The organism is Acidovorax sp. JHL-3, from assembly GCF_000526295.1.
Taxonomy (GTDB): domain Bacteria; phylum Pseudomonadota; class Gammaproteobacteria; order Burkholderiales; family Burkholderiaceae_C; genus Acidovorax; species Acidovorax defluvii.
In genome coordinates this window covers 1,448,248-1,461,914 of sequence record NZ_JAFU01000001.1, presented here as the reverse complement: position 1 = coordinate 1,461,914, position 13,667 = coordinate 1,448,248, and the positions used below count along the sequence as shown (strand labels likewise).

The 13,667-nt window shown below is 62.5% G+C and carries 17 protein-coding genes, 1 pseudogene and 1 riboswitch; of the genes and pseudogenes, 11 read left to right on the top strand and 7 right to left on the bottom strand.

Annotated features, from left to right (window positions below; translation table 11 throughout):
* Position 1: 1 nt before the first annotated feature.
* The 4 genes from K226_RS0106865 to sufT are packed head-to-tail and all read left to right on the top strand — an operon-like array spanning position 2 to position 3,579.
* Positions 2 to 1,315, top strand: a complete 1,314-nt coding sequence (locus K226_RS0106865; RefSeq protein WP_024814096.1) for a SufD family Fe-S cluster assembly protein — start codon at positions 2 to 4, stop codon at positions 1,313 to 1,315.
* Positions 1,308 to 2,564: an aminotransferase class V-fold PLP-dependent enzyme gene (locus K226_RS0106860; RefSeq protein WP_024814095.1), complete on the top strand. Its 1,257-nt coding sequence runs from the start codon at positions 1,308 to 1,310 to the stop codon at positions 2,562 to 2,564. Before K226_RS0106865 ends, K226_RS0106860 begins: the two co-directional genes overlap by 8 nt.
* The gene (gene sufU, locus K226_RS0106855; protein ID WP_024814094.1) at positions 2,561 to 3,034 is read left to right on the top strand and encodes a Fe-S cluster assembly sulfur transfer protein SufU; all 474 of its coding nucleotides are present in this window, start codon (positions 2,561 to 2,563) and stop codon (positions 3,032 to 3,034) included. The genes K226_RS0106860 and sufU overlap by 4 nt, the downstream gene beginning before the upstream one ends.
* Positions 3,031 to 3,579 (top strand): putative Fe-S cluster assembly protein SufT, encoded by a 549-nt coding sequence (gene sufT / locus K226_RS0106850; RefSeq protein WP_024814093.1) that lies wholly within the window; start codon positions 3,031 to 3,033, stop codon positions 3,577 to 3,579. The genes sufU and sufT overlap by 4 nt, the downstream gene beginning before the upstream one ends.
* A gap of 119 nt (positions 3,580 to 3,698) precedes the next feature.
* Here the strand turns inward: sufT and fdxA are convergent, their stop codons facing one another.
* The 4 genes from fdxA to istA are packed head-to-tail and all read right to left on the bottom strand — an operon-like array spanning position 3,699 to position 6,612.
* Positions 3,699 to 4,022 carry a ferredoxin FdxA gene (fdxA, locus tag K226_RS0106845; protein WP_024814092.1) on the bottom strand — a complete coding sequence of 108 codons (324 nt, stop codon included), beginning with the start codon at positions 4,020 to 4,022 and terminating at the stop codon, positions 3,699 to 3,701.
* Positions 4,023 to 4,037: 15 nt separating this feature from the next.
* Positions 4,038 to 4,232: a DUF2249 domain-containing protein gene (locus tag K226_RS18755; RefSeq protein WP_081739333.1), complete on the bottom strand. Its 195-nt coding sequence runs from the start codon at positions 4,230 to 4,232 to the stop codon at positions 4,038 to 4,040.
* Between the two features lie 60 nt (positions 4,233 to 4,292).
* The gene (gene istB / locus K226_RS0106835; RefSeq protein ID WP_024814091.1) at positions 4,293 to 5,096 is read right to left on the bottom strand and encodes an IS21-like element ISThsp10 family helper ATPase IstB; all 804 of its coding nucleotides are present in this window, start codon (positions 5,094 to 5,096) and stop codon (positions 4,293 to 4,295) included.
* Complete coding sequence (gene istA / locus K226_RS0106830) at positions 5,086 to 6,612, bottom strand: IS21 family transposase (protein ID WP_024814090.1); 1,527 nt, start codon at positions 6,610 to 6,612, stop codon at positions 5,086 to 5,088. The genes istB and istA overlap by 11 nt, the downstream gene beginning before the upstream one ends.
* 108 nt (positions 6,613 to 6,720) lie before the next feature.
* On the opposite strand from istA, the pseudogene K226_RS20200 reads away from it, so the two are divergent.
* The 5 genes and pseudogenes from K226_RS20200 to K226_RS0106805 form a co-directional block, all read left to right on the top strand.
* Positions 6,721 to 6,885, top strand: a pseudogene (locus K226_RS20200) (DNA/RNA non-specific endonuclease); the annotation flags it as partial.
* 72 nt (positions 6,886 to 6,957) lie between these two features.
* The gene (locus tag K226_RS0106820) at positions 6,958 to 7,269 is read left to right on the top strand and encodes an HU family DNA-binding protein (protein WP_024814089.1); all 312 of its coding nucleotides are present in this window, start codon (positions 6,958 to 6,960) and stop codon (positions 7,267 to 7,269) included.
* A gap of 130 nt (positions 7,270 to 7,399) precedes the next feature.
* Complete coding sequence (locus K226_RS0106815; RefSeq protein WP_024814088.1) at positions 7,400 to 7,852, top strand: transcriptional regulator; 453 nt, start codon at positions 7,400 to 7,402, stop codon at positions 7,850 to 7,852.
* Between the two features lie 356 nt (positions 7,853 to 8,208).
* Complete coding sequence (locus tag K226_RS0106810) at positions 8,209 to 8,694, top strand: HAD domain-containing protein (protein WP_238324203.1); 486 nt, start codon at positions 8,209 to 8,211, stop codon at positions 8,692 to 8,694.
* Positions 8,687 to 9,019 carry a hypothetical protein gene (locus K226_RS0106805; protein WP_024814086.1) on the top strand — a complete coding sequence of 111 codons (333 nt, stop codon included), beginning with the start codon at positions 8,687 to 8,689 and terminating at the stop codon, positions 9,017 to 9,019. The genes K226_RS0106810 and K226_RS0106805 overlap by 8 nt, the downstream gene beginning before the upstream one ends.
* Positions 9,020 to 9,195: 176 nt before the next feature.
* Here the strand turns inward: K226_RS0106805 and K226_RS18750 are convergent, their stop codons facing one another.
* Together K226_RS18750 and K226_RS0106795 are read right to left on the bottom strand one after the other, a co-directional pair.
* On the bottom strand, positions 9,196 to 9,549 hold the full coding sequence (locus K226_RS18750) for a DUF4124 domain-containing protein (protein WP_238324202.1): 354 nt from the start codon (positions 9,547 to 9,549) through the stop codon (positions 9,196 to 9,198).
* A gap of 160 nt (positions 9,550 to 9,709) precedes the next feature.
* The gene (locus tag K226_RS0106795) at positions 9,710 to 10,627 is read right to left on the bottom strand and encodes a restriction endonuclease (RefSeq protein WP_024814085.1); all 918 of its coding nucleotides are present in this window, start codon (positions 10,625 to 10,627) and stop codon (positions 9,710 to 9,712) included.
* A 123-nt stretch (positions 10,628 to 10,750) separates the two neighbouring features.
* Between K226_RS0106795 and K226_RS19435 the strand changes: the two genes are divergently transcribed.
* On the top strand, positions 10,751 to 11,119 hold the full coding sequence (locus K226_RS19435; RefSeq protein WP_369795401.1) for an H-NS family nucleoid-associated regulatory protein: 369 nt from the start codon (positions 10,751 to 10,753) through the stop codon (positions 11,117 to 11,119).
* Positions 11,120 to 11,592: 473 nt separating this feature from the next.
* Here K226_RS19435 and K226_RS0106790 read toward each other — a convergent pair whose 3' ends face one another.
* The gene (locus tag K226_RS0106790; RefSeq protein WP_024814084.1) at positions 11,593 to 12,216 is read right to left on the bottom strand and encodes a tyrosine-type recombinase/integrase; all 624 of its coding nucleotides are present in this window, start codon (positions 12,214 to 12,216) and stop codon (positions 11,593 to 11,595) included.
* 294 nt (positions 12,217 to 12,510) lie between these two features.
* Positions 12,511 to 12,752: riboswitch (cobalamin riboswitch) on the top strand.
* A gap of 229 nt (positions 12,753 to 12,981) precedes the next feature.
* On the opposite strand from K226_RS0106790, the gene K226_RS0106785 reads away from it, so the two are divergent.
* On the top strand, positions 12,982 to 13,659 hold the full coding sequence (locus tag K226_RS0106785; RefSeq protein WP_008906455.1) for an energy-coupling factor ABC transporter permease: 678 nt from the start codon (positions 12,982 to 12,984) through the stop codon (positions 13,657 to 13,659).
* Positions 13,660 to 13,667: the final 8 nt, after the last annotated feature.

Sequence of the window (13,667 nt, the reverse complement as noted above, 5' to 3'; positions counted from 1 at the left end):
CATGGACCACGCACGCGCCGACATCCTGGCCGCCCGCCACCGGCTGCAAGATGCGGGCTGGATCCCGCGAGACGCCGAGGCGTTTCGCCATCTGCCGCCACCGCCGGCCGCTGTCTGGCTGGGCGAAGCGCCCGAAGCCGCGTCGACCGGCTGTGACGCCCGCCCGCTGAGCGGCGCAGGCTGGACGCTGCACCCGCTCGGTCAGACGCCGCAAGGCCGTGTGGACGCCCGCTGGCTCGATGCCACCGACCCGGCGCAGCGCAAGGAGCTGTTTGCCGGCCTGCCGTTGCCCTTTCATGCCGAAGGTGTGGCCGAAACTGGTGATACCACCCAGCAAGATGCCGCGCCGTTTGCCTGGGTGCACCACGCGCTGTGCCGTCACGGCCTGCGGCTGCGCGTTGGCGGTGAACACGACAGCGGTCACAGGGTCGCAGAGACGGTGTGGATACAGCTGCGGCACCAGCCACGCAGCGCGGTCGAAGCACCGACGCTGGTGATCGATGTGCAGGACGGCGTGCACTGCGTGCTGGTGGAAACCCACCACCGCCATCACCGTGAAGGGGTGGCCTGTGAGCAGCCGGTGGTGCAGAACTTGCACACCCACATCCGGCTCGGCGCGAGCGCCACCCTGCAGCACCTGCGCAGCGTACAGCCCGGCGCGGCCGACCGGGTCGCCCACCACCTGCACCTGCAGCTCGGGCCGGACGCGCGCTACGAACAAGGCCTGATCGCCACCGGCAGCCGTTACCACCTGCAACGCCAGGTAGTCGAGTTGGCGGGTGTCCGCGCAGAGGCCCGCAGCGTGGGCTTGCTGCTGGCGGCCGGTGCCGACCTTGAACAACAGGTGCGTATGCTGCACACCGGCGAGCGCACCCGCAGCCACGTCGAGGCGCTGGCGCTGGCCAGCGGCGCGGCGCGCGCGGTGGTCAACGCCTACACCCGCATCGCACCGGGCGCGGCCGACGCGGAGGTGCGGCAGCGGCTCACGGGCGTTCCCACCGGCGGCCAGCCCCGGCTGGTGTTGCGGCCGCACCTGGAGATCCAACACGACCAGGTGCAGGCGGCCCACGGCGCCACCTGGGGCGCCTTGCCCGAAGACGCGCTGTTCTACGCCCGCCAGCGCGGCCTGGACGAACGCAGCGCGCGCGGCCTGATCATCGAAGGCATGGCCAGCGCCTTGCTCGCGCGGGCCTTTGGTAATCCCCAGTTCATCGAGTCGCTCGACCTCGCGGGCCTGCTGCACCAAGCGGTGACCCATCACCTGAGCGATGACCCCACCGCCCCTACCACTCAGCAGGAGGCCGCCCATGGGTGACGCCCTTTGGACCGACCGCCTGGCGCTCGATACCGTACGCTCGCAGTTTCCGGTGCTCGCGCAGCGCATTCACGGTGCCGAGCTGGCTTACCTCGACAACGCGGCCACCACCCAGATGGCCCTGGCGGTGCAGGACGCGATGCGCGCCTTCGAGCAGCACGACCGGGCCAACATCCATCGCGGTGTGCACACGCTGAGCCAGCGCGCCACCGACGCCTTCGAGCGCGCCCGCAGCGATCTCAAGCGCTTTGTCGGCGCCGGACCCGATCACGAGCTGGTGTTCACCTTGGGCACCACCGACGCGCTGAACATGGTGGCCCATGGCCTCTCCACCGCCGGCCATCGGTCCGCCTGGCTGCAGGCCGGCGACGAGATCGTGGTCAGCGGCCTGGAACACCACGCCAACCTCGTGCCCTGGCAACAGGCGGCGCGGCGCACCGGTGCGGTGTTGCGCGTGTTGTTGCCCGATGCCCAGGGGCGGCTGCATGTGGCCGACCTGCGCCGCCTGCTCACCCCCCGCACCCGCGTGCTGGCGCTCACCGCCTGCGCCAACGCCACCGGCGAGCGCCCGCCCTACGAGGCCCTGTTCCAGCTCGCCTCCGACGCGGGCGCGCTGACCGTGCTCGACGCAGCCCAGGCCGTGGCCCACGGGGTGCCCGACCTGTCGGCGCTGGCCTGCGATTTCATTGCCTTTTCGGGCCACAAGATGTACGGGCCCATGGGCAGTGGCGTGCTGGTGGGCCGGCGTGCCGCGCTGGAACGGCTGGAGCCCTTGCGCTACGGCGGCGACATGGTGGCCTGGGTGAGCGCCACCGAGGCCAGCTTTGCCGAACTGCCGGCGCGGCTGGAAGGCGGTACGCCCAACGTCGCGGGTGCGATCGGCATGGCGGCTGCGGCGGGCTTCATCGAACAGATCGGGCGCGATCGCATCGACGTCCACCTGAGCGCGCTGCGCGAACACGCTGCCGCGGGGCTGGCCGCGCTGCCCGGCATCACGGTGCTGTCGGCCCACAGCCGCGCATCGGCCATCGTCTCGTTTGTCGCCGATGGCGTGCACCCGCACGACATCGGCACCGTGCTGGACCAACTCGGCATCGCGGTGCGCACCGGTCACCACTGTGCCCAGCCGCTACTCGAACACCTGGGCCTGGGGCCTACCACGCGCGCTTCGTTTGCGCTCTACAACACGCACGCCGAGGTGGAGCGCCTGCTCGCCGGCGTTGCGCATGCCATAAAGGTGCTGCAATGATTTCAGAAACAGCCGCCGAAATCGACCTCTACCAAGACGTGGTGATGGATCACAAGCGCGCGCCGCGCCACTTCGGAACGCTGGCCGCACCAACACATCAAGCGCGCGGCCAGAACCCGCAATGTGGTGACGACCTGCGGGTGGCCCTGGTGGTCGACGATGGGCGGGTGAGCGACATCCGCTTTCACGGCCAGGGCTGCGCGATTTGCATCGCGTCCGCGTCCATGATGAGCGAGGCGGTGCTCGGGCAAGAGGTGGCGCTGGCGCAGGCGCTGCAGGGCCGGTTCCGCGCCGTGCTCACTGGCCAGATGGAGGCCGAAGAAGCGCACCTGGGCAAGCTGATCAGCCTGGCCGGTGTGAGCCGTTACCCAGGCCGCATCAAGTGCGCGCTGCTGGGCTGGCACGCGCTGATGCACGCCTTGGCCGCTGAGGCCGAGAGCGCCAGCAACGCGTCGGAGGCGACGCCATGAGTGCACGACGCGAACGGGTGATCGTCAGGCGCAATGTCGAGGTAGCCTGCGTGCCCGATGGAACTCCAGCCGAACTGCCGGCAGGCACGCTGGTGCAGATCACCCAGGCGCTCGGCGCGTCGTTCACCTTGCTGGTCGATGGCCAGCTGATGCGCCTGGCCGGTGCGGATGCCGACGCCATCGGCAAGCCGGTGCCGGTGGCTCCGGTGGTGGTGCAAGCGGAGGGGCCCGAAGGTGTGCGGGCGCAGGTCTGGCAGACGCTCAAGACCTGCTACGACCCGGAGATTCCGGTGGACATCGTTGAGCTCGGCCTGATCTATGCCTGTGACGTGCTGCCGATGGACGACAGCGACGATTTCAGGGTGTCGATCGAGATGACCCTGACGGCGCCCGGCTGCGGCATGGGGGACCTGCTGGTGGAAGAGATCCACGAGAAACTGCTGGCCTTGCCCAGTGTGGCGCAGGTGGATCTGGATTTCGTGTTCGATCCTCCCTGGGACCGCTCTAGGATGTCCGAGGCCGCGATGCTGTCGCTGGGCCTGTGAGACGGTGAAGCGGTGAGGAACGCTCGCGGCATCGCTATTTCCGTCCGTTCCTCATTTTTCGCCTTTACCCTTGGCACCGGCCGCATGGGCCGCGTGCGCCGGGGTGAAGGTTTCTAGCGCTACCGTTTGAGCTCTCCGAGCTTGTCATGAACCTTGCTCCACGCGTCGGCATCTGGCAGCGCGGGCTTGGTCCGGGTGATCGGCTTCCACTGCCGGGCCAGTTCGGCGTTGAGCAGCGTGAAGTCGCGCTGGTCGCTGGGCACGTCTTCTTCGGCGTAGATCGCCGCGACCGGACATTCCGGGACACAGACCGCGCAGTCGATGCATTCGTTGGGGTCAATCACCAGAAAGTTCGGTCCTTCGCGAAACGCGTCGACCGGGCAGACGTCGACGCAGTCCGTGTATTTGCAGCTGATGCAGGCGTCAGTGACCACGAAGGTCATGGCAATGGCTCCCGGTCAGCCGCCGCAGGATCCGCAGCAGGAGTCCACTCCGTGCACGGGCTTGCTGCTGGCGGGTTTGGTGATCTCGACACGCCATTGCTCGGGGCCGTTTTCCAGCGCGGCCCAGTTGAACGCGCCATAGAGGCCGCTGTCGAACTGCCCGCGCAGCGGCAGAGGGTTGTGGTCGTTGATGAGTTTGTTGATTTCCACGCAAACCTAACCCACCATTTCCATCTCGATCTGACCCACCCTGGTTTGTGAACTTCACGCTCACGTTGTGGATAAGTTCTTGGCTGTCTTCTCCTTCTTGGTGGTCTGTGGTGGTTGCTGTGCAGAGCTGTTCTTGAATCGATAGCTGTCGTTACCGGTTTCCAGAATATGGCAGTGATGCGTAAGCCGGTCCAGCAATGCCGTAGTCATCTTCGCATCCCCGAACACACTGGCCCATTCGCTGAAGCTCAGGTTGGTGGTGATCACGACGCTGGTGCGCTCGTACAGCTTGGACAGCAGGTGGAACAGCAAGGCGCCTCCTGACGTACTGAACGGCAGGTAGCCCAGCTCATCCAGGATCACCAAATCGGCATAGGCCAGGCGGTGGGCCAACTGTCCGGGCTTGCCGTTGGCCTTCTCCTCCTCCAACGCATTGACCAGCTCCACCGTGGAGAAGAACCGCACCCTGCGGTGATGGTGCTCGATGGCTTGCACCCCGAGGGCTGTGGCGATGTGGGTCTTGCCCGTACCCGGTCCACCCACCAGCACCACGTTGTTGGCGTTCTCCAAGAAGTCGCACCGGTGCAGCTGGCGTACCAGTGCCTCGTTCACCTCGCTGTGGCCGAAGTCAAACCCAGCCAGGTCCCGGTACGCCGGGAATCTGGCCACCTTCAATTGGTAGGCTACCGAGCGCACCTCCCGCTCGGCGGTCTCGGCCTTGAGCAGTTGAGACAGGATGGGCTGTGCCGCATCGAAGGCCGGTGCACCTTGCTCAGCCAGTTCCGCAACCGCCTGGGCCATACCGTGCATCTTGAGCTCGCGCAACATGATCACGATGGAAGCGATGGCAGGGTCATGACGCATAGCGCACCTCCCTCAATTGGTCGTAGCGAAGCACATTGGCCTGGGGTTCCACCGCCAGCTTGAGGGCCTGGGGCGAAGTGACCGGTGCTGGAGCGGGCTTGCCGTCCAGCAGGCGATGGAGCACGTTCAGGATGTGGGTCTTGCTGGCAGCACCTGACTCCAGTGCCAGCTCCACTGCGGTGAGTACCGCCTGCTCGTCGTGGTGCAGCACCAGTGCCAGAACCTCCACCATCTCCCGGTCGCCGCCGGGTTGCTTGAGCAAGGTGGCCTGCAGTCGCTTGAAGGCCGCTGGTAGCTCCAGGAACGGAGCACCATTGCGCAAGGCTCCGGGCTTGCGCTGCAGCACCGCCAGGTAGTGGCGCCAGTCGTAGACGGTCAGCCCAGCACCATGGTGGTTACGCTCGATCAGGCGCTGGTGCTCGCACACGATCTGGCCTTCGGCGGCAATCACCAAGCGGTCTGCGTAGACCCGCAGGCTTACAGGCCGGTTGGCATACGGGGCCGGCACGCTGTAGCGGTTGCGCTCGAAGTGGACCAAGCAGGTGGGCGAGACGCGCTTGGTGTGCTCCACAAAGCCATCGAAGGGCCGAGGCATCGGCATCAAGGTTGCCTTCTCTTGAGCCCAGACATCCGCGACGGTGCCCGGCAACTTGCCATGCTCGATCTCATTCCATAAGGCCACGCAGCGCTCCTCAAGCCAGGCGTTGAGCTCAGTCAGGCCTGGGAATGGCGGCACCACCTGCCACAGACGATGGCGGGCGTCGCGCACGTTCTTCTCCACCTGGCCCTTCTCCCAGCCCGACGCGGGATTGCAGAACTCGGCCTCGAACAGGAAGTGGCTGACCATGGCCGCAAAGCGCGCATTGACGTCGCGCTCCTTGCCACGGCGCACCCGGTCTACAGCGGTGCGCATGTTGTCGTAGATGCCACGGCGGGGCACACCGCCCAGAACTACGAACGCATGGTTGTGAGCGTCAAACAGCATCTCGTGCGTCTGCAGCGGATAGGCGCGCAGGTAGAACGCTCGGCTGTGGCTGAGCTTGAAGTGGGCCACTTGCAGCTTGGTGCGCACTCCGGCCAGCACTGCCCAGTCCTCGCTCCAGTCGAACTGGAAGGCCTCACCTGGGCCGAAGGCCAGGGGAACGAAGGTGCCGCGGCCGGTGGTCTGCTGGGCCACCACGCGCTGCTCTTGCCACAGCCGGGCAAAGGCGGCAACCCGGTTGTAGGAGCCGGTATAGCCCAGGGCCTGCAGATCAGCGTACATCTGCTTGACGGTACGCCGCTGCTTGCGGGATCGGCCAGCTTCCGTCTTGAGCCAGCCCGAGAGCTTCGATGCGAAGGGATCGAGCTTGGATGGACTGACCCGCTTGGCATAGTGCGGCTCGGCCTCGCCTGCGCGCAGGTACTTGCGGATGGTGTTGCGCGAGAGGCCCGTGCGGCGGGCGATCTCTCGGATGGACAACTGCTCTCGCAGGGCCCAGCGCCTGATGACACTCAGTGTTGCCACGTCTATCACTCCTGGTCTCCTGCTGCTCAACAAAGCAGCAGGTTAGGGTTAGTACGTGGGTCAGGTTTAGATGGAAATCCTGGGGGTTAGTGGGTCACTTCTGCGTGGAAATCAACACCCACCTATTTGTACAAGCTGGTCTATGACGCGACGGACAAGCGCGCCTGGGCGCATTGGCAGGAGAACCGGGAGGGTGAGACGGTGGGTCGGCCGATCAGCTACCAGGAGTTGGTGAAGCGCACGGGGGTTGAGTTTTCTCCAAAAAGTGCACTGCAGCATTGAGCCTTCGCAAGCCAGGTGTCAGTGGGGGCGTTATAAATCGGCCCTTTCAACTTCTTTGCATTGTGAGCATCCATGAACCGTGCCGACCTCGTTGCCATCCTCGCCGCCAAGAATGATCTGTCCAAGGTCGCAGCCAATGCTGTACTGGACACTTTGATCGACACCATCCAGACCGCCGTGAAGAAAGGCGATGCCGTTCAACTGGTGGGTTTCGGGACTTTCAAGTCTGCCAAGCGTGCCGCCCGCACGGGCAAGAACCCATCAACCGGCGCTGCGCTGAAGATCCCTGCGAGCACGGTGCCGAAGTTTGTGGCGGGTGCCAAGTTCAAGGCGGTGGTCGATCCCAAGGCTGCAAAGCGCAAGGCGGATAAGGCTGCGAAGTAAGTACAGCGCAGTAGGACAAAGCCAGACTAAAACCGCCACGGGTCTGGGCCTCTGGCGGTTTTTTTGCGGTACGAGAGGGCACAGTTCAGTATCCAGCGCTCGATAAGCGGAGAAAGTTACCATTGGGGATATGAATACGTTTTCCAATGCCTTCCGTGCCGAAGTGGTCCGCATGGCCCGCAAAGAGCTCAAGCCAGAGCTGCAAAGCATGCGCAAGGCCATAACGACCCATAGATCCGAGATCGCCGCTTTGAAGCGTGAGCTCAAAACCGTCACATCGCGATTGAACACGGCGCAGCGCCAGATCAAGGTAGCGGACACCCCCAAGGTAACCACCTCAGAGATATCTTCCAAGCCGTCACAGTTCGAATTCAACCCCGAGCTTTTGGAGAAGATGCGCACAGCTCTCGACATCACGCGAACCGACTTTGCGCAGTTGCTTGGAGCTTCTGCATTGTCAGTGTACAAATGGACTACCAGCGGTGTACGCCCACGGGCAGCGCAGTTGGCCAAGATCGAAGACGTGCTGCGCATGGGGCCGGGCAAAGCGCTGAAGAAGCTGCAGGAGCTGAAAGAGTCTTGACGCCGGTGCCGGATTGACCAGATCCGTCCCAATGTGCCAATTGGGGTGTGACCCTCAATGACGGCTGAGAACTCTCACCAGCGTTACATATGGGGCAAGCAACCAATGGTCAATGATGGATCGGCATTGGCGCGCTGCCGGCAACACAGTGGAATCCCGAGTGAAGAACATTGACGAATAGACAACATCGCAACTGTTCAAATTCTGTGGGGCAGCGCAGTTCCGTGAAGACGCTTTGATCGCGAGAGGATTGGGCCAAGTTTCAGAATGGGTTCGTCAACGATTCGGTACCATGGGGCGAGCAAACCGCGCTTCGCGGCATAGGAGAGAGCTGTATGAGAGGGACTGGTGCCCCGGTGCTGTATCTCGATTTCGATGGAGTGCTCCACCACGAGAACGTGTTTTGGCATCCCAACATCGGGCCCTACATCTCGGGTGCTCCCGACGGCTATGTCTTGTTCCAGCACGCTGAGTTGCTTGAGAAAATGCTGCAACCGTACCCCAAAGTGGAGATAGTGCTCTCGACGAGCTGGGTTCGTCGTTATGGGTGTGCAAGCGCAGCAAAACAGCTGCGGCCGTCCCAAAGAGCAAGAGTGGTCGGCGCCACCTTTCGCGCCAGGATGGGCGTCCAAGATTTCCTGGCAAAACCCCGTGGCATGCAGGTTTTGGATGACGCTTTGAGGCGGAAGCCCAAGAGCTGGTTGGCGCTCGATGACGACGGGTTGGGGTGGCCCGATGGGTATCTCGCCAAGCTCATCAAAACGCATCCGCATGAGGGCATTAGTGACCCTGCGGTGCAAGAAGAATTGAGAGCAAAACTAAAGGAGCTGTATCGTGCCTAAGATTCCAGACTCGTTCCCATTGGACCCGTGGCCGGCCGCTCTTTCTGGCGCGCAACCGAAACTCGCGGTCCGATTGATTGACGGCAAGTACGTCACCGGCCTGACTGATGCCGAGCGGATTGAGCGATATGAGATATGCGAGGACTTGGCCCAACAGCTCGTCGGCTACTGCAGACGCAAACAATCTGAGCGCCCCGACGAACCGCTCGATTCGCTCTTGCAGAAAGTAGAAAACAGCGCGCGAGGCAAAGGCTGGGACATCTCGCCTGTCGAGCTGACATGGGTGATGGGGCGAGTACGTGAAGCGCTGACGGATGTGGGTTAGGCCCCAATCCAGGTGCGCAACTTCAGAGCGAATGCGTTCGGAACGGTGTTCATGGATGCATGGGTAACCGGCACAGGTGGTCGGCTCATGCGGGCTACACGATAAGTTGGACACACAGGGACTTGAGTTTTGAGCAAGATTCTCTGAATGAAAGTCAGCCCGTTGGGCGATCCAAGCTAGCAGTTCAGGTCATTGAAATTTTTGCGGGCTTTGTACAGCTCCACGTCGGCCAGGACTTTTTCACTGGACGGCGCTGCAACGGCCCGCTGCTTAAGTCCTGGCAGGCTGGCGTCCAGTCGTGCACATTCCGCTTTGTCCCCGGGGCTGAGCTTGAAGCGGTGCTTGTACACGCGGTATTGCTCGGGCGTCATGCCGGTCAATGGCTTGAGTGCATCGGCCATGGCACCATCGTGTTCATGGCGCCGTACATCGGCACCCTTGCGGCTTGTGCCGGTCATCTTGTCCATGCCCTGTGTGGGCGTTGCGTCGATTTCCTTGGCGCCAATACAAGGCGCGTCCGAGTAACTCACCTTGCCCGCCGTCTCACAGCGGTAGACGGGTTTTTGCGCGTTCGCCTCGAAACCAAAGCAAAGAAGGCCCAGCAGTGCAAACGACCCATGAAAGCGTCGTTTTAGATGCAGGCGTTGAGATGGAAAGAAACGCATTGGGTTGCACCCTGAAGACAAAATACTACTCAGCCGCACGTGTTCCTCGGCATCTTGGATAGGTCGAGCATCCCCAGAACCCGTTGCCCGCGTTCGCGCCTTGTCGAGCGGTACGCAGCGCCATGGCTGCACCGCAACGCGGGCATTCAGGCTGGGAGGTCTCTTTGGCGGCTGCTGGTTCGAGGGCCGCGACCTGGGCAAGAGCTTCCGATATTCCGGCTAAGTTCGCCGATTCATTTCGAGATGTCGCCGATTGACCTTGAGCCAGCCTCGCCCGCTGGATCATTGCGAACAGTCCGGGGCCGTCAATGAGCTCGATGTTGCGACCCTGCGCAAACTCTTTCGCATCGGAGGTAAAGCGCCCCGAGGTAACCACAAAACCGCCTGTGGCTCCTTTGGCCGCCATGACGCCATAGAGCTCGCGCACCGTGGTCACACCCACCTTGTAGGCCTTCCACTGTTTGCACTGCACGAAGAATTTCTCGCTGCCTTTGAGCAGCACGAGATCGACACCGCCATCTGGCCCAGCGCCGCCGATTTCGATAACGCGGTATCCACGCTGTCGGTAGGCTTCACCGACCAAGAGCTCAAACTCACGCCAGCTCATTCCGTCCAGGACATCGGCATTGCGCGCCTGGGCCACATCCGAAACCAAGGTGTGGCGCTGTTTGCGTCGCCAGGCAGAGAGAGCCGCCGCTGCGAGGCAGAGAATCGGCACGATGTACTGACCGGCCGTTGCCAGGCCATGGATCACAGCCTTTTGCATCATGGCCCCCACCATGGCGCCCCCTTGGCCCCGAATGTCGGATGCTTGGATTGGGGCAGCCAAAGGATGCAGGGAAAGGTAGCTCACCGCAGCGAGCACCACGCAGGCCCACCAGGGGAGCATTGCAAGGAGGTCCAGCACATCCTCCAAGGGGCTGGTTTTCTTGCGTCTGGCCATGGTTCCTCCCGTTGTTGACGTGTTGTTGCACTATTTTGGCGTATGCCGCAGCCGGGAGGGTTGGCATTGAGCTTGCCCGTCGAACATCACCTCGTAGTGGTGCTGTCTGGATAATCCAGTCACATGCGAGATTCCGAGGAAAAACTTAAAGCGATGACAACAACACTGAAGGACCTTTTGGCACAACGCGCGCAGCTGGATGCCGCGATTTCAGGGGCCCGGAAAGAAGCATCCGAGGATGCGCTGAGGAAAGTACACGAGCTGGTGACTGAGTTTGGATTCACTGCCCAGCAAGTCTTCCCTTGGAAACCCATCGTCAAAAAAGTAGCCCAAAAATATCGAGATGAAAAGAGCGGCGCGACCTGGACAGGACGAGGTAGGGCACCAGCCTGGATCGCTGGGAAGAACCGTGAAGATTTCCTGATAGAGCGCCCAAGGTCTCAAGAGGGCCCATTCCTGGCCGAGATGGCAGCTGCGTCCGCAAGGAGTTAGGGCTGCCGCAACTGAGAGAGATCGCACAGTGCTTGCCTACGTTTTTTTCAGTGCTGACGTGGCCCGCGTGCTCATCCCATCGCACGCACCAGCGTTGATTGCCACGTAGAAGTGGCCTACAGACCCTCAGCACAATGTGCGTCCAGTAGAAGCCGATTGCGTGTCCAAGTGCTGTTGAAGTAGGAGTCTGACGATCTCAGCCAGCATGAAGCAGACCTCCCAAGGTCACAGTCAGCTCCGCAGCGGTTGCAGTAGTTCGCCGGGAACCACACAACGACTGCTCTCGTCGACGAAGCGGTCACCCAAACGGTCTCGATCTTTTTTTGTCCAACGACTGCGTGTATATCGCGGGAAATCAGTGGCAAACAAAGCACTCCCTTCTTGTGAAGGGGAGGCAGATGTCGTGAACCTTAGTTCCACGCGAAAGGGGTGGCCGCTGGGCGCCCAGTAGAAATCGGCCACTCATACCCTGCTCAAATTTCCGTCTGCTCCGCGATTTCGAGAGCATCATCGAGTTCGATGCCGAGGTATCTCACGGTCGATTCGAGCTTCGAGTGTCCCAGCAGCAACTGCACGGCTCGCAGGTTTTTGGTACGACGATAGATCAGTGTCGCCTTTGTTCTCCGCATCGAATGTGTCCCGTAGTCGGCGCGATCCAGCCCGAGTTCGTCCACCCAGTGCCCAAGAATCCGCGCGTACTGCCGAGTCCCCAGGTGCGGAGACTCGTGCAACCTGCTTGGAAACAGGAAATCATCCGATTTCAACGCTGCCAGCTGGATCCATGCCTGCAGCGCGTCTCGGGTTGCTGCGGTGATTTCGAACTGCACCGGTCGCTGCGTTTTGTGTTGCATGACGATGGCTCGCGCGGCCAGTTGGTCCCCGTGACACACATCACGAACCTTGAGGGCCACGAGGTCGCAACCACGTAGTTTGCTGTCGATGCCGAGATTGAAGAGCGCAAGCTCTCGGACGCGCCCTTGCATCTGTAGGCGCACCCGTAACGCCCATATCTCCTTCAGCTTGAAGGGTGCCTTTTGCCCCACTATCTTTCCCTTGTTCCAAGGCTCGTGGTGAACAGAACTGCTCGGAGTTTCCATGATGGTCTCCCATCGAGTTGAGGGGCCGACAGCTTGCGCCTGATACCTTCCTTCGTCTTGTTCTGGGTCAAGTCGTCATCTGAAACTATGTGACCGGGTGGGTGCGAGCGAGATCGAGACAGACCTGCAGAAGGGGACTCCCCACCCACTAAGCAAGCACTTCAGCTTCAGGAGTGCAGCATTGGAGTGCGGAGTGTCAGCCAATACGAGCCTCTCGCCTGTGCTCCATGCTCCGATGCACGAGCTCTAGGATTGCAACGTTGCCGCTCAAACGCTCCGAGCAATTTTTGGGGGTATAGAATAAAAGCTGTTGGTGCTCGCGATGCTGTTCAGGCATCGCAGTTCAACGGGAAGCAGGAGGGCGAGTCCCACACGGACGAACCTAACCTGCGCTGCCCCCGCAACGGTAAGCAGACGGGTGGTCCAAGGCATTGCCAAGGCCCCCATTTCTCAAAATTTCGCCACTGGGTCACACCGGGAAGGCTTTGAGAAACGTTCTGTCAGCCCGGATACCGGCCAACAAGGAGGCTGCGCCCCAAGCGCAGCCGCATTACCCAAACACCGTCGGGGAAGGCGGTGAGGGGTCTTCGCCGGTGTTCTCATGTCGTCCCTTCGCATTGCTTTGCGAGTCTGTGCCAGCGCCTGCGCGTGCGCTCGCCGGGGGCTGTCCGTTCGCCGACGGAACCTGTCCTCACCTCTCCCTTGGGTCTTTGCCGACTTTTTAACCGCGTTGTGTCCAACGCATCCAACCCAAGGAGTCACTTCATGCACATCGAACCAGGTCTGGTGGACGGGGCCAAGCTCGCCCTGAGCTACACCACGGCGGCCGCCTGCATCGGCTACACGGCCAAGCTGTCCGCGGACGCGATCAGAAAGGACGGCGCAGCGGCCCTGCTGTTACGGGCCGCGCTGGCCACGGCGCTGGTGTTCTGCTTTTTCGAGGTGCTGCCGCACCACCCGGTGGGCGTGTCCGAGGTGCACCTGATCCTGGGCACCACGCTGATGCTGCTGTTCGGCGCGGCACCCGCGGCCATCGGGCTGGCGGGTGGGTTGCTGATCCAGGGCCTGTTCTTTGCACCCTTCGACCTGCCGCAGTACGGTATGAACGTGACCACGCTGCTGGTGCCGCTGTTCGCCACCGCGGCGCTGGCTCGCCGCGTGATTCCCGACCAGATGGCCTATGTGGATCTGCGCTACGGCCAGGCCCTGAAGCTGTCGCTGGCCTACCAGGGCGGCATCGTGCTGTGGGTGGGTTTCTGGGCGCTCTACGGGCGTGGCCTGGGCGCCGAGAACCTGGTGAGCATCGGCAGCTTCGGCGCCGCCTACATGAGCGTGGTGCTGGCCGAGCCGCTGATCGATCTGGCCGTGCTCGCACTGGCCAAGACGCTGCGTGGCCTGCAGGGCAGCGCGGTGGTGGATCGCCGTCTGCACCAGGCCGCCTGACCGGGGGC

Coding starts and splice junctions, on each gene's coding strand:
- sufT (WP_024814093.1), top strand. CDS start 3,031: ATGAGTGCACGACGCGAACGGGTGATCGTCAGGCGCAATGTCGAGGTA.
- fdxA (WP_024814092.1), bottom strand. CDS start 4,022: ATGACCTTCGTGGTCACTGACGCCTGCATCAGCTGCAAATACACGGAC.
- K226_RS19435 (WP_369795401.1), top strand. CDS start 10,751: ATGCGAGATTCCGAGGAAAAACTTAAAGCGATGACAACAACACTGAAG.
- K226_RS0106785 (WP_008906455.1), top strand. CDS start 12,982: ATGCACATCGAACCAGGTCTGGTGGACGGGGCCAAGCTCGCCCTGAGC.
- sufU (WP_024814094.1), top strand. CDS start 2,561: ATGATTTCAGAAACAGCCGCCGAAATCGACCTCTACCAAGACGTGGTG.
- K226_RS0106860 (WP_024814095.1), top strand. CDS start 1,308: ATGGGTGACGCCCTTTGGACCGACCGCCTGGCGCTCGATACCGTACGC.
- K226_RS0106865 (WP_024814096.1), top strand. CDS start 2: ATGGACCACGCACGCGCCGACATCCTGGCCGCCCGCCACCGGCTGCAA.
- K226_RS0106815 (WP_024814088.1), top strand. CDS start 7,400: ATGAATACGTTTTCCAATGCCTTCCGTGCCGAAGTGGTCCGCATGGCC.
- K226_RS0106795 (WP_024814085.1), bottom strand. CDS start 10,627: ATGGCCAGACGCAAGAAAACCAGCCCCTTGGAGGATGTGCTGGACCTC.
- K226_RS0106820 (WP_024814089.1), top strand. CDS start 6,958: ATGAACCGTGCCGACCTCGTTGCCATCCTCGCCGCCAAGAATGATCTG.
- istB (WP_024814091.1), bottom strand. CDS start 5,096: ATGCGTCATGACCCTGCCATCGCTTCCATCGTGATCATGTTGCGCGAG.
- K226_RS0106790 (WP_024814084.1), bottom strand. CDS start 12,216: ATGGAAACTCCGAGCAGTTCTGTTCACCACGAGCCTTGGAACAAGGGA.